Here is a 24,607-nt window from a genome sequence, read left to right as displayed (position 1 = left end):
GAATAATGAGTTGATGAAAGTGTTACTGGACACAAACATAGTTATTCATAGGGAGGCAGGAAATGTAGTAAATCCCGATATAGGCATTTTATTTAAATGGCTTGATGACTTGCATTATCAGAAATGTGTTCATCCAGTGACAGTCGAGGAAATAAACAAGCACAAAGATCCGAAAACGGTTGCAACGTTTAATATTAAGTTGGGTAATTATCACCAGCTTAAGACCAAAGCCCCGATAAATCACACAGTACAACAAGTATGTTCGAAAATTGACAATGACAAAAATGATTTAAGTGATACCACCTTGTTAAATGAATTGGTTAATAATCGGGTTGATATTTTGATTAGCGAAGATAAGCAAATTTTCCACAAGGCTTTGCTTCTGGGTGTATGTGATCGCGTATTTACTATCGATTCCTTTCTCGAAAAAGTTACGGTGGAGAACCCCAAACTTCAAAACTATAAAGTCCTTTCGGTCAAGCAAGAGCATTTTGGCAATTTAAATCTTGCTGATGAATTCTTTTCTACATTAAAACAAGACTATCCCGGTTTTGATAAATGGTTCAATAGGAAAGCAGATGAAATAGCCTATGTTTGTAAGCAAGATAATAAACTACTGGCATTTCTGTATCTTAAAATAGAACGGGGGACTGAAGATTATTCAGATATTATCCCTGCTTTTTCTAAAAAGAAAAGGCTTAAGATCGGAACGTTCAAGGTTGATTATAACGGTTTTAAACTTGGCGAACGATTTCTCAAGATTATTTTTGATAACGCAATTCAAGCAAAGACTGAAGAGATATACGTTACCATATTCAATAAGCGTCTTGAACAGCAACGTCTGATTGCTTTGTTGGAAACTTATGGTTTTGTGTTTCATGGGCATAAAAAATCCGGTTCTAATGAAGAACTGGTTTATGTTCGTAATTTTTCAAAAAAAGCAAACAGAGATGTTCCCAAAGTAACATTCCCTTATATTTCAACAAAGGGAAGTATATTTATTGTCCCAATATATCCGGAATATCACACCAATCTGCTTCCCGATTCTATCTTAAAGACAGAATTCCCCGCCGATTATGTAGAAAATGAGCCATTTCGAAATGCAATAAGCAAGGTGTATATTTCCAGATCGATTGAGAGAAATCTTGAATCGGGGGATATGATTGCTTTTTATCGTACGGGAGGACTTTATAAGGGCGTAGTGACAACTTTAGGTATCGTTGAAAGTGTTATAACCAATATTAAAGATGAACATGAGTTTATACATTTGTGCGGAAAACGAAGCGTCTTTTCGATTCAGGAATTATTAGAGCATTGGAATTATAAACGTAATAATCGGCCTTTTATTGTTAATTTTTTATATGCATATTCTTTTCCAAAAAGGATTACGTTAAACGATCTGATTAATTTGAAGATTATCCCCAACGTTAATTCTGCTCCTAGAGGTTTTGCCAAGATAAGTTTTGATGATTTTAAATTAATAGTAAGGGAGACAAAGACGGATGAAAGTATTATTGTCTATTAAACCAGAATTTGTGGATAAAATATTCTGCGGAGAGAAAAAGTACGAATTTAGAAGATCGATTTTTAAAAGGCAAGAAGTTAAAAAAATAGTGGTATATGCCTCGGCGCCAATTAGCAAAGTTATCGGAGAATTTGAAGTAGATCATATCTTGGCTGGGGATATATTTGATCTATGGGAGCAGACCAAAAAGTTTGCTGGCATTACAGAAGAGTATTTTTTTAATTATTTTAGCGGGCTTGAAAACGGGTATGCAATAAAGATAAAAAAATACGTAAGATATTTGAAGCCATATTGTATTGAAGAGCAGTTTGGTTTAAAACCACCACAGTCATTTGTTTATATTTAGGATGAATCAGATGTGTAAATACAAAGTTAAGTAGTATGGGTTAATTGGAGCGAACCTATCAATGCCTTTTTTGTTGGGTATACTTCCAGACTGGGTCAAATGGACATTTTTTATTCATATATAGTAGTTATTAATTCATACACTACAATATACTGTATAGAAAATGCCGTTAAAAGTTCATTTGACCCAGTCTGTTCGCTTCACCCAACCTTACTACTTTACTTAAAATATCCTTGTTATCGAGGTAAAGTGAGAAACCAGCCAAGTATCATGAAGTTACAAATTTAATCTTTTAACCCTTTTGGCTAATTTAGCCATCAGTTGAGCTGGTGGTATAATAGAGACTTTTCTAGTATTAGAGGTTATTGGATTTTAACTGAAGGTATGGCCAAATACAATATTTACAAAATCGAAAAGGTCAAAGAGTCGAAATTGCTTGAAAAACTACAAACCGTCGGCCTCTCTCTTGCCGGACAGAAAAGTGTTAACGGCTTTACCCTTTCATTTTATTTTTCAAAAGAACCGGAGGACATTGATATTTGGTGGGCCGATCTGTACGAAGGTTATTTTGGTTTGGATAGTAAACCAAAGAACAAGGTTTATTTTGGAGTATTTTTGATCTCAAATTCATCGTTGTCTTATGCAATCAGCATGGGAAAATCGCACTTTTATCTCAAGGATTTTTGCGATACAGATTTTGGGATCAATCTTGCCGAGAGGATAGCTGACAACAATCTCAAGCTCAAAAATTCGAAATTGTTTGGTGGCAAGAAAAGCAAAACAATCATTTCTTATCAGGAAAATAGCGAGTTTGAATATGATAGCGGAGAATCTATACACTATGTTAAGGCCAAGACGATTGATAAGGATAAATGGGGAGAGGTTGCAAGTTTTGGCAATTCGGCACAGTTGCATTTAGAAATATTGCCAGATGATCTACCTGAATTAGTCCAGGCTATTGATGAAGAACTACTGAAAAGCCCTAAGATAATTTTACCCAGAGCAACAGCTATTGCAGATAAGATAAAAATAGCAGAACTGGATCAAATACTTGTGCAAGAAATTCTAAACAGTACGAACGCTGGTCTACAGCCAGCAGAGGCGACAGTTTCTGGTGTTGATTTTGTTTTTCTGGGTAAAAATCAGTATCGCTTTATACTTGACCGACAAGGGCAGGATGTAGAAGGAGAACTCAATTTTTCTGTTCTTCACGATTTTATAAACCGACACAATATTGATCTTGCGACTAACATTAACAAACTCAAAATTAAAGTTTCAGACGAGCATAACAAGGGTTATACAAAACCACTGAAATATTTTCTTGATTATGTCGATGACGAGAGGCATTTTCTCCGTGATGGCGATTGGCATATTTTCAACCAAAACTATATTGAATTTCTGAAGAAACAAATTGATGATAGAATTGTCTTTGAAAACCCAAATATCAACTTTTCTAATTCGGTATTTAAGCAGTGGCGAAACGACCTTTCTGATGAAGAAAAGGGGTGCTCACGGTTATGCTGAATATCATTTCAACTCTTTGAGAGAAAATGATGGCTACATGAATTTAGATAGGCATGTAACCACTTTACAACAGTACAAAATAGAAAAACTGGATTTGTTCAAAGACAATACAGCGTTTTTTGTTAAAATTGGTACTCCGCAAAAGTTTGCCTATGCAATAGATCAGGCAGTTGCGACAGTTAAAATTTTACAAACTCGAACCTCCTCAATCCAAATCGACGGACAAGACATCAGACCAAAAAAGATATGCCTTTGGCTTATTTTTGAACGAAAAACACAATTCACAAAGATTTCTGAAATCAAATCATTGATTTTCTTGATGAAACTTGCTGAGTGGCAAAGACAATGCTCTAACGCTGGATATGAGTCAATTGTTCGTGTGGGATATAGGCAGCACTAGGCTCTATCGAGTTAGCAAATTGGCCTATTCAGCAGCCATTTTGCTTGTGTTTTATAAGTCAAGTAAGATAGGTTATGCGGAGCTAACCCATCAATGTTTTTTTGTTGGATGTGCTTCGCTTCTCATAGCCTAATTCTTTTTCAATTCGCAGCAGTGGGAGAAGAATCTCACGCCAATCATCAATTGAGCCGTTCACCCCGTTTATTTCTAGTCCTTCTTCATCGTAGTATATCTCGAGCTTTCCATCGCAACAACCACACTTCAAAAGATAGCGTGGCATTTTCTTCCCTGCCCCTTTTTTATGGTGAACCCTGATTTGAGGATAACCATCTGGTCTTGTATAATAAAAGCGATTGATCCTTTTTTGTATATGCATGTATTCTCACTCCATGTCTCTGATAGACTTCCTTGATATTTAATTGATAGTTTAGACAGAATTTGCTAAATAATACTATATCAAAAAAACTTGGAAGTTAGTATACTTTTTAATGTCTGCCAATTTGCAAGGTAAAACCTCTATAAATTTATGAGGGAGGAAGAAGGACTATGGAAGGGAAAAATTATATTAATGGGGCATTTGTTGATGGGGCATCTGGTGAACGGTTTGAAAGCAGAAGTCCCGCTAGTTTTGATGAAGTGTTGGGGACATTCCCGCTTTCATCTGAGAAAGATGTAAATGATGCCGTTAACGCTGCACAAGCGGCTTACGATGGTTGGAGGCATCTATCGCGGATTAAACGGGGTGAATACCTTGATGAGTTTACCCAGTTAATAAAAAAAGATCGAGAAGAGATTGCCCGCTTAATGGCAAAAGAGTGTGGAAAAGGAATCGTAGAAAGCCGTGCAGATGTAACAGAAGGTATCCACATGGCCCAATATGTATTTGGTACCGTTCGGATGCCTCACGGTGATGTGGTTGACTCTGAAATTCCGGAAAAAGATTCTTTCATGCGCAGAAAGCCGAAGGGGGTTGTTGCGGCGATTACTGCGTGGAATTTTCCTTTTGCTGTTCCCCTGTGGCTGGTCTGTCCATCAGTAGTAGAAGGGAATACGGTTATTCTTAAGCCTTCCCGGGAAACGGCATGCGTAGGTAATGTGATTGCCGAATATGCGCATAAGGCTGGTTTTCCACCAGGTGTGATTAATATCATACATGGGAGTTGTGGAGACCTGTTAGTGAAACATCCGGATACCCATGTCGTGCTGTTCGTTGGTTCTAATGCTGTGGGAGCAGAAATAAAGAGGACTGTCGCCGGGTTTGATAATAAAATGGCTGCCTGTGAGATGGGAGGAAAAAATGCACTCATTGTGCTCGATGATGCCAGTCTGGATATTGCTGTGAATGCGGCTGTTATCAGCGCCTTTAAGACCTCAGGGCAGCGATGCACCTCTGCAAGCCGGTTCATTGTACATGAGAAGGTGTTTACAGAATTTGAAAAGAGGTTTATTGAAATAACAAAGAGGATAAAGATCGGTGATCCTCTGGATGAATCTGTATTCATGGGCCCTGTAATCAATCAGGCAGCAACGGAAAAGATTGCACAATACAACGAACTTGCTAAAAAAGAGGGTGCAAAGGTGTTGTTGGATGGTGGAAGGCTTATGGACAATCCGTATAAAAAAGGTTATTTTATGTCTCCTTTTGTATATCGCATGCAGAATAATCCGAAAAGCCGTGTACTCCATGAGGAGGTTTTCGGGCCACATGTTGCCATTATTCCGGTAAAAGATGTTGACGAGGCTATAGAGGTTCATAATGATACCGGTTATGGTCTTACCTGTGCCGTAATTACCGAAGATTATCGAAAGGCGAGAAGGATCCGGGAAGATTGTGAATACGGACTTGGCTATGTGAATTTGCCTACTATTGGAGCAGAGGTGCATTTACCCTTTGGCGGTGTTAAAAAGAGTGGAACGGGATTGCCATCGGGCAGCACACTCATTGATGTGGTGACGCATCGCACGGCCTGGACAGTTAACCATGCTATGGAGATTAAGATGGCTCAGGGATTAACCGTGAAATTATAAATCAATAGTAAACGCTCATGTCATATTAGTCCTTACATATCAATACCTGATTTTTCGCATTGTGCATTCTCGAACGGCATGATAAGCACGCGCTTCTTTTCCGCCATGTCGTTCGGTTTTCAATCATTAATTACTATACTTCAAGCCCGAAGGGCTGTCATGATTATAGGCATGGAACAACCATAATGAATAACCCTGAAGGGGTGAAATGATGCTAATAGAATATTACCATACCATCAAATCCTGAATGATATATCAACACAGGTTTTTCCTATGTCACCCCTTCGGGGTTTAAGGGTTTTTTTCTAATTTTTGCTATAATCATGACATCCCTACGGGATTATAGTGTGCAAAGGATGAAATCGGACATTATTATGATAAGGTGGCACGAACAAACCCAGTCTCATTGTGTTCAGTTTTATTTTTGGATTACTATAGTTTTTGAAATAACCCCCATAGGGGCATATGCGTTACCGTAAGAAGTAAAATAAATCTTACCTTGGGACTATAACCGCATCTCTATTGAATTAATTAGTATTTTTAAAGACACTGTCTATTGCTTGTTCGAGATCGCTTACCTCAATTATACATATATTACCGGGAATAGGAATGCTCAATAATGAACCCTTAGGGATGATGATCTTGTCTATAAAATGTAACTCCCTTAAGACTGTTTCTATTTTGCTATCCAGCGATGCTCCTGGTAATACCCTTCCTTGACCGTCCAATCCACCTGTTACCGCTATATTCTCCGGGATTAATGATTTTGTAAGTACGGCATAGTAGCATAAAGCGGTTGCAAGCCCTATATCGTTTCTATCACACTTTTCTAATATTTCATTCATTTCTTTCTCAAGACAGTACTTTATATGATTTATCGCAGGGGGAATTATAATGTCGGTATGTCTTCTTTGTGCAAATTGATTTACCATCATGGTATTATTCGGGATAAACCCGCAGTGCAAAGTCTTTAATGTCTCTGGCACGATGTCATTATTATTTGGATAGAGGCATGTTAAGTAGATAGAAAAACTAATGTTGGCGTTATAGGTAAGTAATGTCCGGATTTTCCCTATTTTTGCTTCAGGTTTATAGAATTGATTGGCAAGCTTTTTATCAAGTAATATATTGAGAATGCTATTTTCCCAAATGTCTCGTTCATGAATAGGCGATTCAGCTATATAGTTTTTGATATGTGTCCTAAGATTCTCCCTCTTGTCAGGGTTTAAAAATCCAGGGATTTTATTAAGAGCATATTGAATGGCAGTCAGGATATCTGATACGGTCGAACCTTTTAGTCCGAAGTCATCTTTTTCTAATTCTGCGCATACAAACTCGTTAGGACATATCTTACAGTACTCAATTCCTTTATCGCATTTATGAAGAATCTCGTCTATGTATTTTATATAATTGCCAATTTCCAGATGTTGTTTTGGAATAAAGTTCATAAAAATTATCTTAATTTTTTGCCTTCTTGCTTCGTAATTGGTATAATGACTGTTTATTTGTAAAAATAAACAATACGTTAATTGGATTTTATATGTTTTTTTCAGAATAATTTTTATTTTACCTTAGTATAATTATAGAAATCCAGGAGATTATAAATACTATTATTCTTAACAAGTAGGTAAACATTTTATGATTATTATGAAAAATTTGAAAACTGCTGGTTCTGAAATTTGTACGTATGCTCGTGCTTTAAATATGGAATTTCAGGAGTTTGAGATATGGATAAAAAATATGAATTATAAGTTATTTCTGGAACATACTCATTCAAGTGAATATTATAAGCGAAAGCAGGTGCCTCTCAGTTAATAGAAAAAATCTTCACAAAAATAATGTAAGCTAGTGAGGGTTTTTCTATATGATAAGGATACAAATTGATTTATTAATATTAGTATTGAGGAACAAATAGTTTTTTGATCAATGAAATTACAGAATATCATTTTTGAGACGCTGACAGTCGGTCCCCTTGAAGTGAATTGTTACATTCTTGGTTCCAAAAAGGACCATAATGCAATAGTAATAGACGCTGGTGGTAATCCAGAAGAAATTCTCGATTTCTTAAAAAAGCACAATCTTACCTTGCAATATATTTTGAATACCCATGCACATTTTGATCATGTGGGGGGAGTAAGATCTTTACAAGATTCGACCGGTGCAAAATTCCTGCTTCATTCAGGGGATATACCCCTGTTAAATTATTTGGATGATCAGACACATACATTTGGAATGCCCTCTATTCCCCTGCCAACAGTAGATAGGCCACTGGTAGATAATGAAGAAATTCCTCTTGGAGACGAGGTCTTACGGGTTATACATACTCCAGGGCATTCTCCTGGCAGTGTATGTTTCCTCATAGATAATGCTGTATTTGTTGGCGACACGCTCTTTGCAGGCTCAATTGGCAGGACAGACCTCTACGGTGGTTCTTATGTTAAGATAATTAACTCAATAAAAACTTGTCTGTTTACTTTGGGAGACAGCGTAATTGTCTATCCGGGGCATGGATTACCTACTACTATAGGTGAAGAAAAACAGCATAATCCCTTTTTCTCATAGAAAATTTTACGATAAAGAGAATCAATAATAAAATTTACCTTATGAGCTGGTTCTCAGTATCCTGTAGTAAAATCCCCCCTTGTTGATTTTATAAAGGGGGATTTTACTATTTTTTCAGATTAAATTTGTTTATTTGGTTTCCTGGATTACCAGATCATCAAAAAGTGTAGAGGAGTCGGACTTTGTCCACATGCCTACATTTCCACTATCAAAGGTATCATCTGTTATTTCTATTACCTTTGTATTATCAAGAAAACATTGAATCTTATCTTCCTTACAAACAGCTTTTAATAAGTGCCATTCACCCAAAGTTACTTTTGTATTTTTACCTCCAATTTGCTTCCGGCTTCCATTAACAACTTTATATAGTCTGACATTATTTTCCAAAGCGTTTGCCCCGAGTACATAATAGTTGTTGTTGTCTTTATATCTGAAGACCAATCCACCTGCCTGATCAACTTTGCCCGTTTCAGCTCTGAATCTTACAAATACCATGAGATCTTTATAGGATAGGTTATCCAGTATCAAAAGTGGAAAATGATAATCTGTATCATCTGTTCCGGTTTGTACAACTACATTATCAGGCGAAGTTGCTTTTTCTGTTTTCATAACCATCCAACGTCCTGCTTTACCCTTGCCTGTTAGAGTACTTTGAAATCCTGCGGGCATTTCATCAACTTTATCATCATCGAAATAATATTCCCTTCTTTCCCCAAGGATTTCTGAGGGTGTAATTTTTTGACCTTGTTGTGCCAGGGCATAATGAGAAATTGACGGATACAATAAGCAAATAGAAATTGTAATAAGCAGTTTTTTCATACATTTGACCTCATCTTGTAAAAATACCTGTTAATTTAATTACATGCGAATTAATATCTCAATACAATCTTAAATAGTAAACCCTCCTTTCTCCAAATGTTATTTAACCGTGTTCATATTTTTATTAATAATTTGACTAAAACTTTATTGTTAATTATAAATATTCAAGTTTACCAAATACTTAATTTTACAAACAGTTGTATTTAAAATAATTTGTAAATTTTGGTCTTGATACTATAATAATTACTTATATTTATACGGGAAATTGATACGCTCCTTAATGAAAACGCTAGTATCGGCCGGGGTCTTGTGATGTGAACTCATCTATATCAATCATAAAAGATTGATTTTAACAAAAACTCATTATTACAGAAGGGTAATTAAAATGGGTAAGCCGCTTCGCGTTTTAATTGTCGATGATTCATTACATGATGTTGATTTAGTGCTTTGTGAATTAAGACGAGGTGGCTATGATCCGATATTTGAAAGGGTCGAAACAGCTTCAGCGATGAAGATGGAACTTGAAAGGCAAGTATGGGATATTGTCCTTTCTGAACATTCCATGCCATTTTTCAGTGGAATTGGTGCACTGATACAATTGCAATTAAGTAAAATGGATCTGCCATTTATTATCATATCAGGTGTTATAAGTGGGGATGTAGTGGTAGAATACATGAAAGCTGGCGCTCAAGATTATGTGAGAAAGAATAATCTGACATCGCTAGTTGCTTCCATTGAGCGGGCATTAAGCGAGGCAGAGGAACGGATGAATCAAAGGCAAGCAGAGGAATTACTCCGTATGAATGAGAGTAGACATAGATTGTTACTTGAAAATCTTCCCCAAAGGATATTTTATAAAGATAAAAATTTAATGTATGTATCCTGTAATGAGAGTTTAGCTAAGGATTTGCGCATCAGACCAGATGAAATCTATGGAAGGACAGATTATGAGTTTTTTCCTAAAGAGCTTGCTGAAAAATACCGGGCAGGAGATAAAAGGGTTATAGAATCAGGACAGGCTGAGGATAGAGAAGAGAAATATATCAAAGACGGGCAAGAATTGATCATCCGTATGGTGGAAACCCCTATGAAAGATGAAAAGGGTGATATTATTGGAATATCAGGTATTTTTTGGGATATTACTGAAAAGGTATTATTATCAAGGGAGGCTGAACGCTCCAGGCATTTGGCATCATTAGGTGAACTGGCGGCAGGGGTAGCTCATGAGATTAATAATCCTATAAATGGTATTATCAATTGTGCCCAAATATTGTTTAATGAGAGCAAAGAAGGGAGTAGCGAACAAGATCTTGCCAGGCGAATTATCAAGGAAGGCGATCGTGTTGCCGGCATAGTGCACAGCCTCCTTTCTTTCTCCAGGCCAAGTGATACAAAAGAAAAAAAGAGTGATGTTTGCATGCATACAATCCTGTCTGATACGCTTATACTGACAAAGGCTCAATTGCAAAAAGAGGGTATTCAGATAAAGGCGAATGTTCCAAAGAGCCTGCCAAAAATAGTTGCAAATCCACATCAAATACAACAGGTCTTCTTAAATACCATAAGTAATGCACGATATGCCCTGAACCAAAAATATCCGAAAATACATGATAACAAGATTCTTGAAATCCTAGGTGAAGAGATAATGTTAAATAATTATCCTTATGTAAAAATCACGTTTTATGATCATGGTATCGGCATACCTGCTCATATCGTGCATAAAGTAATGGATCCATTTTTTACCACAAAACCGAGAGATAAAGGAACGGGATTAGGTTTAAGCGTAAGCCATGGTATTGTTACTGCTCACGGTGGCAAATTTATTATTGATAGTGTAGAGGGAGAATTTGCGAAATTTTCAGTAGTTTTGCCGGTAAAGCCTGTTGCAGATAGCTTGTAAATTTTAGATAAACTGTAGTGAGTTTTACCTATTGCATTGCTGCTCCATCGCTTTCGATTGAGCCAGCGAATTATTTACCGGAAAGATGTTTCTTTATTCGTATTCAGGTATGCTTATGGATGAACGGGTAGATTTTAACATCTTATAAATGGCAAATTCTGATTCGGCCTCAACGTGCATATCCTTTTCCTTGTAAAGGAGTCCTAGATTTCTGTGTGCATCAATATCATCTGCGTTAATATCTAAAACTTTCTTATATGCCTCAATAGCATCATCCCATTTGCCAATCTTTTGGTAAGTGAGTCCGAGGTTATAATAAGCGTTCACAAGGTTAGGGTCGATCTCTATTGCCTTTTCCCACTGGACAAGGGCAGTGTTATACATATTTTTCTTTGCATAGGCATTGCCTAATTTATAGTATAACCCTGCATGGTTTGGATAAACTTCGGTAATCTTCTCCCATGTTTGTATAGTTTTGTCTAATAAACCTTTTGCATTATATGCATCTGCAAGATTTATCAGGGCATCATAATCATTTGGATTGATTTCAATAACCTTGATCCACAAAGAGATAGCCTTGTCAAGATCTCCCTGATTATAGTACGCTATTCCCAGATTAAAGTAAGCATCAGTATTGTTAGGATTTAATTCAATAGTTTTACTCCAGGCAGCGATGGATCTATCATGCATCCCCTTTGTAGCATTAAGTTCAGCATAATTGTAATACGCCTCCGCATAGTCAGGTTTGCTATCAATAGCCTTTTTATATTCGGATAATGCCTCTTCCTGCATATCATTTTTTGTGTAAATCTCTCCTAAGGTGAAATGGGCTTCAGCAATTTTGGGATTAAGTTTAATTGCCTGTTCCAAGGAGGATACAGCATCTTTAGTTTTATTTTCTTCACTGTAAATGAGACCAAGATTGAAGTAGGCTTCAGCAAAGTCCGGTTGCAGTTCCAGTGTTTTTTTAAAGGCATCTATTGCATCTTTGGTATTATTTTTTGCATAAAGGGCAATGCCTAAATTATTATAAGCGTCGGGGTAATTTTGATCCGAAAGGAGTGCGGCCTTGTGCTCAGCGATCGATTCTTCAAGATCTCCTTGTTGGTAATAAAGCAAGCCGAGATAATTGTGCGCCTCTGCATCCTTGGAATTCAATTCGATAGTTTGTTTAAACTCACTTGTTGCTTTATCATAGAGACTTTTTGTGTAGTATACCAATCCGAGTGTGAAATGGGCGTCTGCGTTTTTCAGATCAAGTTTGATCGACTTTTTAAGATAGGTAATGGAATCATCAAGCATATTTTTCTTATAGTAGAGCAATCCCACATGATAGTTTGTATCAGTAGCTGAAGGGTTCAATTCGAGGCTTTCTTTAAAAGCTGTGAGAGATTCTGAGAACGCATTCTTATCTTTGTACGCTAAACCGAGGTCATTGTAAGCATCTGCCTTTTCTGCCGTCTGCGTTATCTTATAGTAAGAAACGGCAGCAAGGAGCTCTGCAATTGCTTCATCTGGTTTGTTATTATCATAATAGATCTTTCCCAGGTAATGATGCAATTCAGCATCTTCTTGTATTTTCTCAGAAGCAAGTTTCAATTCCTCCAAAGATTCATCTATCATTCCTTTCTTAAAATAAGAAATACCTATTACCTTATGTTGTTCTGGCGTATTTGCACCTGCAATCTTATCAGTAGCTGAAGTCAGATATCCCTTTTTTGTTTTATTCTCAACCTCTGTATAATGAGGGGTTCTGCATGCTAACGGAATAGTAGCTAGCAATGAAAGTATCAGGAAATGTCTTTTTATAGGTATATTGAGCAATTTTAAACCTTACACGAAAATAATAGATGAATACTAACGATTTATAGTCTTATGTATCGGGGCAAATAGTATTATAAAGTAGTAAAATCTATCAAAGTAGTATCTGAATGTCAAATAGTTAATTTTCAGGGTATTTTACGTTTTTCAAATGCATTGATTTTAGTATTTTCCAAAAAATATTGTATAGGAAGCGGAGGTTTAGATATTTATGAATACTAATAAAATTAAAGTGACAGGGAAGAGGTGTAGAATGTATAGATTCGTTGCGATCAAGAGGAAAATATGAGTTGAAGATGGGCAGCAGAAAATAGAACCAAGGCGCCAACAATACCTAATGATCTCATAGTCAAGAGAACGGCGCTTTCCTGGGGTAACAGGTTAAAGGGTTTTAAGTAGACGGAGAATGAAGACCAAGTTCGTATATAGAACACCAACTTTTAAGCGATTGCTTTAAGGGGTAATAGGTGAGTATAGATGCGAAGTTAAGAATGTAGCGAGTAAAAACTAAAAATTGTTCCAGATAAGTGGAAGATTTACCCAGGTCTTCTGTTAGAGAGAAGCCGAACAATCTTCACAATTTTTCCCTGTGTTCCTTTAAAACCCTTCCTGTTAACCTCATTCAAAAGTTCATTATTTAACAGTTGTCAGCAGCTCTTTCTTCTTTCCATCTTTGGCTTTCGTAACGAGTTCTTTGTCTCTGGGCGCATAGGTATCCAGACATTTATGATGCTTGCTCCAGATATTTTTCAAATGTGGCAGTGATTCAGCGCCCCGGATTTTCCTTACAAGCTCAGATGGTGTGAGGGGTTTAATTTTATCTGTATTGGTATAACTCGTAGGATTTACCGTTTTGTAAGGGGTAACTTCTTTTTTTCCTTCTGATTGAGTCAGAGGTTTTTTTCTCCAGAACTTTCTTCTCTTGCCATGTTTATCGGTATCCCAATACGATTCTGCATATTTCTCTTTCCAGGCATTCACAAATGATGGTTTCCATAACTCCAGGCTTATTCCTATGCCCTTACACAGCCTCATCAGGGCGTTACTCTTTGCACCTTCACATGCATCACTCCAACTCATATATGCATTATCTGGGTTATATTCCTGTTCTCCAATTGCAAATCCGGCCAGCTTCCCCTGGATAATAAGATGAAAGCCCCACACAAGGTAATCTCCATTATGTTTGGGCATTCCCTGAGGTACAATTGCCCAATTAAGGCCGAAAGCTTCCTTGAGCCTTGATACATATTCGACCCAAGGCAAATAAATCAGGCCATCGGGACGAATTTCGATGTCTTGTTCGTTTACCGGTCTGAATAATGCTTGCTTCTGCTGTTCCGTAAGCTCAACTGTTCCACAGGTAGGAATGAGTTTTTCGATTTCTTTGTCAAAATCATTAAGTTGTATTAATTGTGTGTCACCTGTTTCAGGTGAAATATTTTCTTCAGTTTTTTGAGTCATGATGCGTATCTCCTTACTTATTTTTTACTCCATTGAGTATTTCTTGTAATAAAACTCACTGATGTAGATCTCAATCTTAGATTTCCTATTTGGCGTTTTCAGAACTATAGTCCTTGCATTAACTTCCAAATTTGGATTTTGTGGACAATCATTATTTGTTATTGTCATGATTACTTTACCTCCAATTGTTATACAGGATTTGGTATTTTGAGAATTGGAATGATTCAACCAATTCCCTCACATATAGTTATAACAAAAATTGTATAGGTATGGTTTCATTTTTTTTCATAACATGAAGCAATACTGTTATAGACAGATGAGGTGTGATAAATTTATTTTATAGAGTATTATTCTATAAAGACTTAGAGAATATAGGCAAATAATAAATAGTTATTGAATGTGATAAGGGCATGTAGTAAAATTTATCGAATTGTACCGGGAACTAAACTTTTAGATACAAAAAATACTTATGGCTAATAATATCATTATTTTCGATACGACCCTTCGTGATGGAGAACAATCACCAGGTGCCAGTTTAGATATCAATGAAAAGGTCCAGATTGCCAGGCAATTGGCTTTGTTACAGGTAAATGTTATTGAGGCAGGGTTTCCCGTATCTTCTCAGGGTGATTTTGAATCAGTTAAGAGGATTGCCCAGGATGTACGGGGGGTTTCTGTAGCAGGTCTTGCCCGTGCAGTTGAAAAGGATATTGATAGTGCGGCGAGGGCGCTTGAGAAAGCGGAGAAGCCACGAATCCATATCTTTCTGGCGACTTCTGAAATACATAGGAAATATAAATTACTCAAGGCAAAGGAAGAAATTATTCATTTGGCAGTTAAGGCGGTCAAATATGCCCGAAAGTATGTGGATGACATAGAATTTTCACCTGAAGACGCATCGCGGACGGAACTGGATTTTCTCGTTCAGGTTGTAGAGGCTGTCATTGATGCTGGCGCAAAAACGGTCAATATCCCTGATACCGTGGGCTATGCAGTGCCGGATCATTATGCCTCTCTTATTCGTGGACTCAAAGAACATGTTAAAAACATTCATAAGGCAATAATCAGCGTACATTGTCATAACGATCTTGGACTTGCTGTGGCTAATTCTCTGGCTGCTGTGAAGGCTGGCGCACAACAAGTGGAGTGTACTATAAACGGTATCGGTGAAAGGGCGGGGAACGCAGCCCTGGAAGAGATTGTTATGGCTCTTAAGACGAGACAGGACTTTTATCATTGTTCCACGCGCATTGTCACTAAGGAGTTAATTGCTACCAGCAAATTAGTAAGTACTCTGACAGGGCTGAGAGTGCAGAGGAATAAAGCTATTGTCGGTGAAAATGCGTTTGCACATCAGTCGGGAGTACATCAGGATGGAGTACTCAAGGAGCGTACTACCTATGAAATTATAAAACCGGAAGATGTCGGACATCTGAAAACCAGGCTTGTACTGGGAAAGCTATCAGGACGGCATGCCCTTAAAGAACGAATAAAAGAGCTGGGATACGAGTTGTCGGAAGAAGAATTTGAGAGAGCTTTTAAAGAGTTCAAACATATTGCGGACAAAAAAAAAGAGGTATTTGATGAGGATATTGAGGCTATTATTGGTATCGAGAAAATGGAAGTTCCTGCTATTTTCCAATTAGAAGGTCTTAGCATCAGTTGTGGACCAAATACCGTGCCAACTGCAGGGGTGCGGCTCAAATTGCAGGATGGTAGCACCGTGGATAATGCTACCATCGGTGATGGTCCCATTGATGCACTTTTTAAGGCTATTGATCTATCGACAGGAATTCCTGGTAAATTACAGGATTACAATATTCAAGCTGTTACCAGTGGAAAAGATGCTATGGGTGAGGTCTATGTAAATATTGATGTGAATGGTAAATCCATAGCAGGGCGCGCGGTAAGTACCGATATCATTGAAGCCAGTGCAAAGGCTTATTTGCATGCGATTAATAAAGCAGCAGCAAATAATCCAAAATACACGATTCATCCTTAGAAATACTGGAAAAGAGAAAGCATTCCTTAACGTACCGGAAAGTGAAGAGGTACTTCTGCATATGAAATAAATTTCTTACATCCATGTCAAATAACATTTTCTTATAACTATATGATTTGTGTACCTATTATTGCAGATAACCTTGAAGATGCCCTTAAGGATATTGCAGAGGCATCAGAGGTTGCAGATATTGTCGAATTACGCATTGATTATATAAAAGACCTGAATTTAAAACGGCTGTTAAAAGGATGCATAAAGCCGGTAATTGTTACAAACAGGCCTGTCAGGGAAGGTGGTAAATTTACCGGGAGTGAAGAAGATAGGATTTCACTCCTAAAGCTTGCTGTCGAATTACAAGTTGATTACATAGATGTCGAGCATGATAGTATTCAAAAGGTAAACAATACCGGCAAAACAAAGCGAATCGTGTCTTATCATAACTTTGATAAAACACCCGATGACCTTACAGGTATTTTTCAAAGACTTAAGCAAAGTGGCGCTGACATTATAAAAATAGTTCCTTATGCGAACGGTATTACCGATAATGTTAAGATATATCAATTGCTTCAGCAGGTTGATATGCCAACAATTTCGTTCTGTATGGGTGAGTATGGCATTATTAGCCGAATATTATATAAGAAATTTGGCAGCTATTTGACCTTTGCTTCTCTTCAATCAGGAAAGGAATCAGCTCCCGGACAGGTTAGTATTCACGAACTTCTTAATACGTATCACGTGAGAAGGCAGGATAAACATACATCGATTTATGGATTAATAGGAAATCCGGTTTCTCATAGCATCAGTCCCGCTATTCATAACACCCTTTTTAAGGAGATGGGTTTCCATAATATATATGTTCCTTTTAAAGTGGATACTATTGGGAATTTTATAAGAGAATTTAGAGGATTAGATATAAAGGGTTATAGTGTAACAATTCCTCATAAAGAATCTGTAATGGGTCATCTGGATGGAATAGATCAAATAGCAAAGAAGATTGGAGCAGTTAATACGATTGTAAACAGAGACGGACGATTAATTGGTTTTAATACAGATTGTGAAGCTGCTGTTAGAGTATTAGAAGATATAAATAACGTATCCGGAATGGCAGCAAAGGCGGGAAGTTTACAGGGAAAAAAGGTTACGTTGTTCGGGGCAGGGGGGGTAGCCCGTGCGATTGCTTTCGGATTAAAGGAACGTGAGGCACAGATAACGATTTTCAACAGAAATTATGAACGGGCACAATCACTTGCCTGTGAAGTTGACTGTTTTTACAGGAAATTCAGTGATCTCCCGGCACTAGAAGCGGACATAGTAGTTAATGCAACTTCTGTGGGTATGTTTCCTTCAGTTCATGAAACCCCAATTGATAAAAACTATCTAAAACCCAACATGATTGTCTTTGATACTGTTTATAATCCTCCGGAAACGAGATTATTACGCGATGCCAAAAGTCTGGGCTGTAGGACTGTAGGCGGTTTGTCAATGTTTGTACACCAGGCAGCAGCACAATATAAATTGTGGACAGGGCAGATGCCATCACTTGAATTAATTGAGAAAATTGCCTATAAAAAACTATATCATGGGGAGTGACGGAGATCACTTTTAGTACATGAATATTATCTTAATTGGATTTCGTGGCACTGGTAAAACAACCATAGGAAGAATACTTGCCCAGCGGCTTGGTAAGGTGTTTATTGATGCGGATGAGTATCTGGAGCAGCGTGAGAAGAGGACAATTCAAAATATCTTTGCTGAAGGTGGAGAAGATCTATTTAGAGATATTGAGGTGCGGATTATTGAAGAGTTGTGCCGTTTAAATGATACGATTATTGCTACAGGTGGAGGGGTAATTCTTAGAGAAGAGAATGTCAGGAGGCTGAAAAGAAATGGAATTGTAATCCTCCTGGAAGCTGATGTGAATACTATATACAAGCGAATTTATGAGAATATTCAGACACAACATAAAAGACCGAATCTTACGAATTTGAACGGCTATCAGGAAATTGAATATCTTTTAGCATACAGAAGATCACTTTATGATAAAGCAGCAGATTTTGTATTTGATACAACCGTTCTACCCATAAACGACACAGTAAATAAAATAATTGCTTTTACTCAAAATTATACAGTAGCTTTAAAAAATTGTAGTAATGTATGAGATTCCAGCATCTTACCTTTCTCTTTCTATCGTCTGGAATTATTAATTTCCCGCACCATCTTACAGATTAATTTCTCGTAAGATTTAATGATCTCTGCCTGTTCCTTTTTCTCAAACGATTTTATAGGTTTCTCTTCTATTTTATCAGCAATTTCATGAATCTTTTTTACAAATGATGCAGCAGATTCTGCATCGGGGAGGGATTTTGTCTGGATGTCTGGTTTTGTTTGTTCCTTTTTGGGCTTTTTGACAAGAGGTTTTTGGCGTGATGCAGATTTCTTTGGAGATTGTCCTTCAAGAGCAGTATTTTTTTCTTCACTCATATTTTCACTCCTATAATAGTAGTAAGGTAAGCCTTGACACGAAATAAATACCTCTAATCATTCTCCTCTAAAGAATCCTGTATCTGTTGCATGATATCTAATACCTCTTCATTCATATCTTCGATTTCACAAACATCATTTTCTATTATTTCAAGGCTTGATTTTAACAATTCAAGGTTCTTTTCCATGATTTTCGACCTTTTTGCCACATCTTCCATCTCTTTATTCCTGGTGATAAGCTCCTTAATCCCGGACCCTATCTTTTTTTCTAATTCCAGAAAATTTTTTAACGCAGACTCCGTTTGTTTTTTATTTATCTCAAGGGTTTTGATTGAAGAATGTGAGGTCTTTTCCATGATGTCTATTCGTTTTTCAAGGGTATCAATCTTTTTTACAACAGTATCAAAATTCTTAACCAAAGATGAGAAACCTGCTAGTAAGACCTTAATTTGTTTATCAAAATTTTTTAGTTCTTTTTCTAATGATACTATGGCTTCTGTGGGGTTAGACATCTGCTTCGCATTTGATTTTTTCATATTTATTTTTTTCTTTTCTCTATAAACAGATATTCTTATGCCTCAACATGCCTTAAAAGGCATTGAAGCATGCCTGGATAAATATGATTTGTCTAAATTATGAATATATGTATACAGATAATTATAATCAAAATCAATGATATTTTTTCGTTGCAATTACCTGTCAGAGTATTTCTTTTCACCTATCGGGGTTACTGCTGTTTATTCTCTTAACTTTGCTTTATTTGACCTATAAAACTTTTTGTCAGGAAAGAAAGAGTAAGATATGAAACGAATATTCAATGCGGCGTAAATACATTTGGGATGCTTTGAGTATGATACAGAGGTAATCTTTTCTTTACAAAAAACTCAGATTTGTTGTGTTTTAAGTCTTGTTGTTGATTGATGCTTTGCAAAGTTTTATCTTATTGTTAATAATGGTAAATTGGCATATACTCTGCAAATCGAATCAGCAAGTTTGTCAGGATCATGCCGTATTAGGTCTTGTTTCTCCCAAAGAATGCGTTTTTGGTTAATGTCCTCAATCAAATCGGCCTTCTTAATATTCACATTCAAATTATAAACGCCCTCATCCATTAAAGCTAATTCAGCCCCTTCTTTTTGATATTTATCAAGGATGTCTTTACGGGGGATATTATTATTCACAATGACATAATCGAGCACACCATCCCCAAGATATTTTACAACAGCATTGATATGATCAGAAACCTTGTAGTGATCAGTTTGTCCAGGTTGAGTGACAATATTGCAGATATAAATCTTTTTAGCTTTGCTATCTCGGATGGCATTTCTGATGCCTGAGACCAGGAGATTTGTTATAAGGCTTGTATAGAGGCTGCCTGGTCCTATCACAATAATATCTGCTTTTAGAATTTCTTCTACAGCTTCCGGGAGAGGTGTCACATCTTTGGTTTTCAAAAAGACATTTTTAATGGGTGCTTTTCCCAGGGCACGTACATTAAATTCTTCCTCTACCTTGGTTCCATCTTCTAATTCTGCACAAATATGAGTGTTTGTAAGGGTTGAAGGAAGTACCTTACCCCGAATACTCAATATCTTACTTGCCTTTTTAATCGCCTGTTCGAAACTACCGGTAATATCAGTCAATGCAGCCATGAGCAGATTTCCAAGACTCATGCCTTCCAATGATCCTTTGTTGAATCTGTATTGGAACAGTTGATACAAGTCTCGCTCCTGTTCTTCCGTTTCAGAGAGCGCCGCAAGACAATTTCTCGCATCTCCTGGCGGAAGTATTCCAAATTCTTCCCGCAGAACACCGGAGCTTCTGCCTGAATCGGTAACGGTTACGACAGCGGTAAGGTGTTTACTGTATGTTTTTGAACCTTCCAGCATAATGGGAAGTCCTGTACCTCCTCCAATAGCAACAATTTTTAGCCTGTCGGGTGTCCTTCCTACATTGTTGAGCTGTAGAATGGTAGGGACCTGGAAGATGCGTTTAATTTTATAATGAGGTCTATCATATTCATTCATAGAGGGCTCATTCTTATACCTTCCATGCAGCATTTGAATAGTGATCATGCCTAAGGATTTTGCAATTCGCAATTCATCCCGTATCTTGTCACCGACCATAACCGTTTCGCAAGGGCTGATAGTATATCTTCCAATAAGATTACGGATGCAATCCTCCATAAGGGGACCAATCTCCTGATCGTTAATTACAATCTCATCAAAATATGGTCTTAATCCAAGAATGTTTATCTTATTCTCCTGACGTTCGTGAACGCCTACAGATAAAAGGAAAAGATAGTAACCTCTGTCTTTTAATTCTTTAAGCGTAGGAATAACATCGGGGAATGGTTTGATCTCAGAAACCTCGCTGCTGTTGTATGCCTTGTAGGCAATATTGATTAACGTCGTATTTGCACGATATTTGTTTACGATTTCGTTGAATACCAGATGATATGGGCCGTATTTATCGGAAAGTTCTTTTTGTAACTGATAGGCTTCTTCTTCTGTGCATGGTAGTCCTGCTTCGACCATCGCTTTAGCTGCGCGTTTCCTTGATGCATCGATAAGCAGACCTGTACAATCATATAGGGTATCATCCAAATCAAAGATTACAGCCTTTATTTTCATAACAAAACTCCTTACTTCTGTAAATGTGATTCTTTCCTTAATTTATTTACTAATAAATGGGCCTGTCTTATAGGTTCGGGAATACGGTATCTGTAGCAGCTTGCCATAACAATACGGATCGCAAATGCCAGATTTGTTTTATGTCCGGGAGATATAAATACAGGTTTTGTATTTATCTTGGTTCGAAGTGCAGCCCCTACAACCTCATTTTTGTATAGAAGCTTTGTGTATGAGCCTACCGCATTTTCAACGGGACTATATTCTCCTACCAATCTACTCTTTGCGCACCCAATGGTTGGTTTATCGAGAATCAACCCCATGTGAGATGCCAGGCCAAGATGCCGGGGATGGGCAATTCCTTGCCCATCAAACAGAATAATATCGGGCTCGTTTTTGAGTTTACGAAATGCCTTAAGCAGGATAGGCGCCTCACGGAAGGAAAGCAGCCCGGGAATATAAGGAAATCTTGCCTTGCCTATTGCTGTAGCTTCTTCAATCTGCTCTAAATATTTGTTCAAGGTAAATACAATCACACCTGCAAAGAAATAATCACTCTGTTTGTCGTAGGAAACATCGGCGCCTGCTATCGTATCTATTTTCCCGGATGATTTTTTTATAATTAATAAATCCCTTAGCGTTTGTTGAATTTGAATGGCTTTTTTATAATCTACATTCCATGCGTGTAATTTGTTGAATTTCATATCTATTTTCCGTGGTGTTCGTCATTGAGCAGAGAAAACACGCTTCATGCAAAAAATATGTATATGCGCCGGGAAGTATTTATCCTTACTAAGGGGCTTCTAATTCTTCAATTTTAGGTAAATCTTTAATATCTTTTAACCCAAAATATTCAAGAAATTTTTTTGTGGTGCCATAGAGTAAAGGATGTCCTAATGACTCATCCCTTCCTACGACCTTAACAAGGTCTTTTTCCATAAGCAATCGAATAATTTGGCCTGATTGGACTCCACGGATGGATTCTAAATTTGCCCTTAAGATAGGTTGTTTATAGGCAATTATAGCGAGTGTTTCGAGAGCTGCCTGTGAAAGTCTCGTTTCTCCCGATTTCTTTCTTAATTTGGTTATCCATTCATAATATTCAGGTTTTGTATATAACTGATAACCGCCGGCAATTTCTTCAATTTGAAATGATCTTCCTTGTATCTCATAGTCGTTCTTTAATTGTGTAATGGCCTCCTGAATTTGAGTGCTATCAATATCTTCAATGATATCCTTCAGTTTTCGTAGCGTAATAGGTTCTTCGGCTGCAAATATCAATGATTCAACAATAGGTTTAATTTCTTCTATTTCTCTCATATACAAAATGCCGTTTACAAAAGATCATTTGATTTCCCAGTCCACAGGTTGAGCAATGTTCTTGATTTTATCTATGGCATTCCGTACAGCATTGATTGCTGCTTTTGTAGATATGGTAGCTCCTGTAATAGCGGTAATTTTATCAGCATCTTTTACTTTTGAGACAACAAGCTGATTATACATTTTTTGCTTGAATTGCTCCTGGAACCACGGTTGAGTTTTATTTTTTACCTTTTTTGATAATCCAAATTTCTTAACTCTTTCCGGTTGTTTAAAGAACGGTAATTTCCATGATTCATTGCTATCCCGGTCTAGCGGTTTCGGTTCTTTGCCAAAAATTATACTCCAAAGTGTAGAGGTACTCTCGATATCAGTCATTTTTGTTCCCAAACCAGGAGTTTCATTTTGTGCAAGAATGTTGATACCGAGAATTTTTTCAAAGCTGGGATCGATTCCAACCATGATTTTAATCTTACTTGAATATCCTTGCGCTTCCCCGTACGCTGCATAGCCAATAACCTGGCCTTTCTTGTTGATACCTTTATAAACATGGTCCTGGTCAGTTGTATTTGGGGAAGTAATTTCTATTGGACTTTCCAGGCCAGGTAACACGGTATACAATGCCTCCATCCGGGTAGCCAGTTCCTTTTTTTTGATGGTACTCTTGGTAAGCAAAAAGGTTGATGAGACTCCAAGAGAAGCCAAAAGGGAAACGAGAGTCAGAACAACCGTGTATTGTGTCTTCTTTTGCATCTTAAGCTTTCTTTATTCTGGTACCGTATAGCCGGGGTTTTGTGAATCGATCAATAAGAGGTGTTGCTGTGTTCATAAGCAATAGAGAATAACACACACCCTCTGGGTAGCCAGAATAAAAACGAATCAGTACTGTTAATACACCTGTACCAACAGCAAAAATGATAAGCCCTGATTTTGTTAAGGGAGAGGTAACCATATCTGTTGCCATAAAAAACGCCCCAAGAATCAACCCTCCTGCAAGAATGTGATAAAAGGGATTATTGGCCCATGGTGTTTTTATTTGTGAGGGTAAAATTAAAACCATAATAAAAACCGTAGCTATATAATAAGCTGGTACATACCAGTTTATGTAACGTTTATAGATTAGATAGGCGCCACCCAACAATAAGGCAATTGTGGAAGTTTCACCGATACAGCCTGGTACGCTTCCTATGAGGAGTTGCATGAAATGGTATGCTTCTGCCCCTGCCTCTTTTGCTAGCGGTGTTGCTCTTGTTACAGCATCTACCATATTTCCTTCAGGGTCAATTTCTGTTATGTTATGAAAAAGATTGCCAATTCCATGTTGTAAGACACGCCAATCTGAATTAAGAGCGGCAGGATAAGCAGTTTGCAGGAATGCGCGTGCTGCCAACGCCGGGTTCCAGATGTTATTTCCAAGTCCTCCAAAAGCATGTTTTACAATGGCAATTGCAAAGAAAGAGCCGATTACAGGTATATACCATGACACGCCAGGAGGTAAGGTATATGCTAATAAGATACCCGTAACAACAGCGCTACCGTCCTTCAAGGTACTTATGACTGATATCTTTCGCATCCATAGAATAAGCGCTTCAGTGAAAATAGCACTTACAATGCTTAATAAAATGACGTACAGACAGTAATATCCGAAGGTAAAGATACCGGCGATCCCGGCAGGAACTAAAGAGAGTACCACGGCCCACATTATCCGTGGAATACTGTCTGTATCACGAATATGAGGGGATGCGCTAGCAATTAAAATACTTTTATCTTGAACTTGGTTTAACATTT

At 37.4% G+C, this 24,607-nt stretch carries 23 protein-coding genes; 11 read left to right on the top strand and 12 right to left on the bottom strand.

What is annotated here, in order from left to right; all coding sequences use genetic code 11:
• The first annotated feature begins 13 nt into the window (after nt 1-13).
• The 4 genes from FBQ94_RS04465 (at nt 14) to FBQ94_RS04450 (ending at nt 3,795) form a co-directional block, all read left to right on the top strand.
• Entirely contained in the window at nt 14-1,525 is a 1,512-nt protein-coding gene (locus FBQ94_RS04465; protein WP_007223071.1) for a PIN domain-containing protein, read from the top strand.
• On the top strand, nt 1,503-1,871 hold the full coding sequence (locus FBQ94_RS04460; protein ID WP_040544545.1) for an ASCH domain-containing protein: 369 nt from the start codon (nt 1,503-1,505) through the stop codon (nt 1,869-1,871). Before FBQ94_RS04465 ends, FBQ94_RS04460 begins: the two co-directional genes overlap by 23 nt.
• A gap of 384 nt (nt 1,872-2,255) precedes the next feature.
• The gene (locus FBQ94_RS04455; protein ID WP_007223069.1) at nt 2,256-3,395 is read left to right on the top strand and encodes a DUF6119 family protein; all 1,140 of its coding nucleotides are present in this window, start codon (nt 2,256-2,258) and stop codon (nt 3,393-3,395) included.
• On the top strand, nt 3,364-3,795 hold the full coding sequence (locus FBQ94_RS04450; protein ID WP_285442005.1) for a hypothetical protein: 432 nt from the start codon (nt 3,364-3,366) through the stop codon (nt 3,793-3,795). Before FBQ94_RS04455 ends, FBQ94_RS04450 begins: the two co-directional genes overlap by 32 nt.
• An 82-nt stretch (nt 3,796-3,877) precedes the next feature.
• On the opposite strand, the gene FBQ94_RS04445 is transcribed toward FBQ94_RS04450, so the two are convergent.
• Nucleotides 3,878-4,171, bottom strand: a complete 294-nt coding sequence (locus FBQ94_RS04445) for a hypothetical protein (RefSeq protein WP_007223068.1) — start codon at nt 4,169-4,171, stop codon at nt 3,878-3,880.
• 170 nt (nt 4,172-4,341) lie between these two features.
• Between FBQ94_RS04445 and FBQ94_RS04440 the strand changes: the two genes are divergently transcribed.
• Nucleotides 4,342-5,823, top strand: a complete 1,482-nt coding sequence (locus FBQ94_RS04440) for an aldehyde dehydrogenase family protein (RefSeq protein ID WP_007223067.1) — start codon at nt 4,342-4,344, stop codon at nt 5,821-5,823.
• 527 nt (nt 5,824-6,350) lie between these two features.
• On the opposite strand, the gene FBQ94_RS04435 is transcribed toward FBQ94_RS04440, so the two are convergent.
• A complete protein-coding gene (locus FBQ94_RS04435; RefSeq protein WP_007223066.1) occupies nt 6,351-7,271 on the bottom strand; it encodes a Lon protease family protein in 921 nt (306 codons plus the stop codon).
• Nucleotides 7,272-7,461: 190 nt separating this feature from the next.
• Here FBQ94_RS04435 and FBQ94_RS04430 point away from each other — a divergent pair, with 190 nt between their 5' ends.
• Both FBQ94_RS04430 and FBQ94_RS04425 read left to right on the top strand, forming a co-directional pair.
• Entirely contained in the window at nt 7,462-7,638 is a 177-nt protein-coding gene (locus FBQ94_RS04430; RefSeq protein WP_007223065.1) for a hypothetical protein, read from the top strand.
• Nucleotides 7,639-7,749: 111 nt separating this feature from the next.
• Complete coding sequence (locus FBQ94_RS04425; RefSeq protein ID WP_007223064.1) at nt 7,750-8,385, top strand: MBL fold metallo-hydrolase; 636 nt, start codon at nt 7,750-7,752, stop codon at nt 8,383-8,385.
• A 129-nt stretch (nt 8,386-8,514) separates the two neighbouring features.
• On the opposite strand, the gene FBQ94_RS04420 is transcribed toward FBQ94_RS04425, so the two are convergent.
• Nucleotides 8,515-9,204, bottom strand: a complete 690-nt coding sequence (locus tag FBQ94_RS04420) for a hypothetical protein (RefSeq protein ID WP_007223063.1) — start codon at nt 9,202-9,204, stop codon at nt 8,515-8,517.
• A 385-nt stretch (nt 9,205-9,589) separates the two neighbouring features.
• Here FBQ94_RS04420 and FBQ94_RS04415 point away from each other — a divergent pair, with 385 nt between their 5' ends.
• Complete coding sequence (locus FBQ94_RS04415) at nt 9,590-11,104, top strand: hybrid sensor histidine kinase/response regulator (RefSeq protein WP_007223062.1); 1,515 nt, start codon at nt 9,590-9,592, stop codon at nt 11,102-11,104.
• Nucleotides 11,105-11,197: 93 nt separating this feature from the next.
• Here FBQ94_RS04415 and FBQ94_RS04410 read toward each other — a convergent pair whose 3' ends face one another.
• Nucleotides 11,198-12,928, bottom strand: coding sequence for a tetratricopeptide repeat protein (locus FBQ94_RS04410; RefSeq protein ID WP_007223061.1), 1,731 nt, complete (start codon nt 12,926-12,928; stop codon nt 11,198-11,200).
• Nucleotides 12,929-13,558: 630 nt separating this feature from the next.
• A complete protein-coding gene (locus FBQ94_RS04405) occupies nt 13,559-14,386 on the bottom strand; it encodes a hypothetical protein (protein WP_007223060.1) in 828 nt (275 codons plus the stop codon).
• A gap of 469 nt (nt 14,387-14,855) precedes the next feature.
• On the opposite strand from FBQ94_RS04405, the gene FBQ94_RS04400 reads away from it, so the two are divergent.
• From FBQ94_RS04400 to FBQ94_RS04390, 3 genes are all read left to right on the top strand, one after another.
• A complete protein-coding gene (locus tag FBQ94_RS04400) occupies nt 14,856-16,388 on the top strand; it encodes a 2-isopropylmalate synthase (protein WP_007223059.1) in 1,533 nt (510 codons plus the stop codon).
• Nucleotides 16,389-16,499: 111 nt separating this feature from the next.
• Entirely contained in the window at nt 16,500-17,978 is a 1,479-nt protein-coding gene (locus FBQ94_RS04395; RefSeq protein ID WP_007223058.1) for a shikimate dehydrogenase, read from the top strand.
• A gap of 19 nt (nt 17,979-17,997) precedes the next feature.
• Nucleotides 17,998-18,546: a shikimate kinase gene (locus tag FBQ94_RS04390; protein WP_007223057.1), complete on the top strand. Its 549-nt coding sequence runs from the start codon at nt 17,998-18,000 to the stop codon at nt 18,544-18,546.
• Between the two features lie 26 nt (nt 18,547-18,572).
• Here the strand turns inward: FBQ94_RS04390 and FBQ94_RS04385 are convergent, their stop codons facing one another.
• The 7 genes from FBQ94_RS04385 to FBQ94_RS04355 form a co-directional block, all read right to left on the bottom strand.
• The gene (locus FBQ94_RS04385; RefSeq protein WP_007223056.1) at nt 18,573-18,869 is read right to left on the bottom strand and encodes a hypothetical protein; all 297 of its coding nucleotides are present in this window, start codon (nt 18,867-18,869) and stop codon (nt 18,573-18,575) included.
• A gap of 53 nt (nt 18,870-18,922) precedes the next feature.
• A complete protein-coding gene (locus FBQ94_RS04380) occupies nt 18,923-19,405 on the bottom strand; it encodes a Na/Pi cotransporter family protein (RefSeq protein ID WP_007223055.1) in 483 nt (160 codons plus the stop codon).
• 399 nt (nt 19,406-19,804) lie between these two features.
• Nucleotides 19,805-21,502, bottom strand: a complete 1,698-nt coding sequence (locus FBQ94_RS04375; protein WP_007223054.1) for a YvcK family protein — start codon at nt 21,500-21,502, stop codon at nt 19,805-19,807.
• Between the two features lie 11 nt (nt 21,503-21,513).
• Complete coding sequence (nfi, locus tag FBQ94_RS04370) at nt 21,514-22,203, bottom strand: deoxyribonuclease V (protein ID WP_007223053.1); 690 nt, start codon at nt 22,201-22,203, stop codon at nt 21,514-21,516.
• Between the two features lie 88 nt (nt 22,204-22,291).
• Nucleotides 22,292-22,819: an SMC-Scp complex subunit ScpB gene (gene scpB, locus FBQ94_RS04365; protein WP_007223052.1), complete on the bottom strand. Its 528-nt coding sequence runs from the start codon at nt 22,817-22,819 to the stop codon at nt 22,292-22,294.
• Between the two features lie 24 nt (nt 22,820-22,843).
• Nucleotides 22,844-23,572 carry an RnfABCDGE type electron transport complex subunit G gene (locus tag FBQ94_RS04360; RefSeq protein WP_007223051.1) on the bottom strand — a complete coding sequence of 243 codons (729 nt, stop codon included), beginning with the start codon at nt 23,570-23,572 and terminating at the stop codon, nt 22,844-22,846.
• Nucleotide 23,573: 1 nt separating this feature from the next.
• The gene (locus FBQ94_RS04355) at nt 23,574-24,605 is read right to left on the bottom strand and encodes an RnfABCDGE type electron transport complex subunit D (protein ID WP_007223050.1); all 1,032 of its coding nucleotides are present in this window, start codon (nt 24,603-24,605) and stop codon (nt 23,574-23,576) included.
• Nucleotides 24,606-24,607: the final 2 nt, after the last annotated feature.

Origin of the sequence: Candidatus Jettenia sp. AMX1 (assembly GCF_030263775.1) — a bacterium.
GTDB classification, from domain to species: Bacteria; Planctomycetota; Brocadiia; order Brocadiales; family Brocadiaceae; genus Jettenia; species Jettenia caeni.
The sequence above is the reverse complement of the archived record's forward strand: the minus strand, read 5'-3'. Positions and strand labels throughout refer to the sequence as shown.

Excerpts from the sequence above, each read along its gene's own strand:
- FBQ94_RS04465 (WP_007223071.1), top strand. The coding sequence starts at position 14 with ATGAAAGTGTTACTGGACACAAACATAGTTATTCATAGGGAGGCAGGA.
- FBQ94_RS04355 (WP_007223050.1), bottom strand. The coding sequence starts at position 24,605 with ATGTTAAACCAAGTTCAAGATAAAAGTATTTTAATTGCTAGCGCATCC.
- FBQ94_RS04460 (WP_040544545.1), top strand. The coding sequence starts at position 1,503 with ATGAAAGTATTATTGTCTATTAAACCAGAATTTGTGGATAAAATATTC.
- FBQ94_RS04445 (WP_007223068.1), bottom strand. The coding sequence starts at position 4,171 with ATGCATATACAAAAAAGGATCAATCGCTTTTATTATACAAGACCAGAT.
- FBQ94_RS04430 (WP_007223065.1), top strand. The coding sequence starts at position 7,462 with ATGATTATTATGAAAAATTTGAAAACTGCTGGTTCTGAAATTTGTACG.
- FBQ94_RS04400 (WP_007223059.1), top strand. The coding sequence starts at position 14,856 with ATGGCTAATAATATCATTATTTTCGATACGACCCTTCGTGATGGAGAA.
- FBQ94_RS04360 (WP_007223051.1), bottom strand. The coding sequence starts at position 23,572 with ATGCAAAAGAAGACACAATACACGGTTGTTCTGACTCTCGTTTCCCTT.
- FBQ94_RS04455 (WP_007223069.1), top strand. The coding sequence starts at position 2,256 with ATGGCCAAATACAATATTTACAAAATCGAAAAGGTCAAAGAGTCGAAA.
- FBQ94_RS04395 (WP_007223058.1), top strand. The coding sequence starts at position 16,500 with ATGATTTGTGTACCTATTATTGCAGATAACCTTGAAGATGCCCTTAAG.
- FBQ94_RS04425 (WP_007223064.1), top strand. The coding sequence starts at position 7,750 with ATGAAATTACAGAATATCATTTTTGAGACGCTGACAGTCGGTCCCCTT.
- FBQ94_RS04440 (WP_007223067.1), top strand. The coding sequence starts at position 4,342 with ATGGAAGGGAAAAATTATATTAATGGGGCATTTGTTGATGGGGCATCT.
- FBQ94_RS04385 (WP_007223056.1), bottom strand. The coding sequence starts at position 18,869 with ATGAGTGAAGAAAAAAATACTGCTCTTGAAGGACAATCTCCAAAGAAA.
- FBQ94_RS04390 (WP_007223057.1), top strand. The coding sequence starts at position 17,998 with ATGAATATTATCTTAATTGGATTTCGTGGCACTGGTAAAACAACCATA.
- FBQ94_RS04380 (WP_007223055.1), bottom strand. The coding sequence starts at position 19,405 with ATGAAAAAATCAAATGCGAAGCAGATGTCTAACCCCACAGAAGCCATA.
- scpB (WP_007223052.1), bottom strand. The coding sequence starts at position 22,819 with ATGAGAGAAATAGAAGAAATTAAACCTATTGTTGAATCATTGATATTT.
- FBQ94_RS04420 (WP_007223063.1), bottom strand. The coding sequence starts at position 9,204 with ATGAAAAAACTGCTTATTACAATTTCTATTTGCTTATTGTATCCGTCA.
- FBQ94_RS04375 (WP_007223054.1), bottom strand. The coding sequence starts at position 21,502 with ATGAAAATAAAGGCTGTAATCTTTGATTTGGATGATACCCTATATGAT.
- FBQ94_RS04435 (WP_007223066.1), bottom strand. The coding sequence starts at position 7,271 with ATGAACTTTATTCCAAAACAACATCTGGAAATTGGCAATTATATAAAA.
- FBQ94_RS04415 (WP_007223062.1), top strand. The coding sequence starts at position 9,590 with ATGGGTAAGCCGCTTCGCGTTTTAATTGTCGATGATTCATTACATGAT.
- FBQ94_RS04405 (WP_007223060.1), bottom strand. The coding sequence starts at position 14,386 with ATGACTCAAAAAACTGAAGAAAATATTTCACCTGAAACAGGTGACACA.
- nfi (WP_007223053.1), bottom strand. The coding sequence starts at position 22,203 with ATGAAATTCAACAAATTACACGCATGGAATGTAGATTATAAAAAAGCC.
- FBQ94_RS04450 (WP_285442005.1), top strand. The coding sequence starts at position 3,364 with ATGAAGAAAAGGGGTGCTCACGGTTATGCTGAATATCATTTCAACTCT.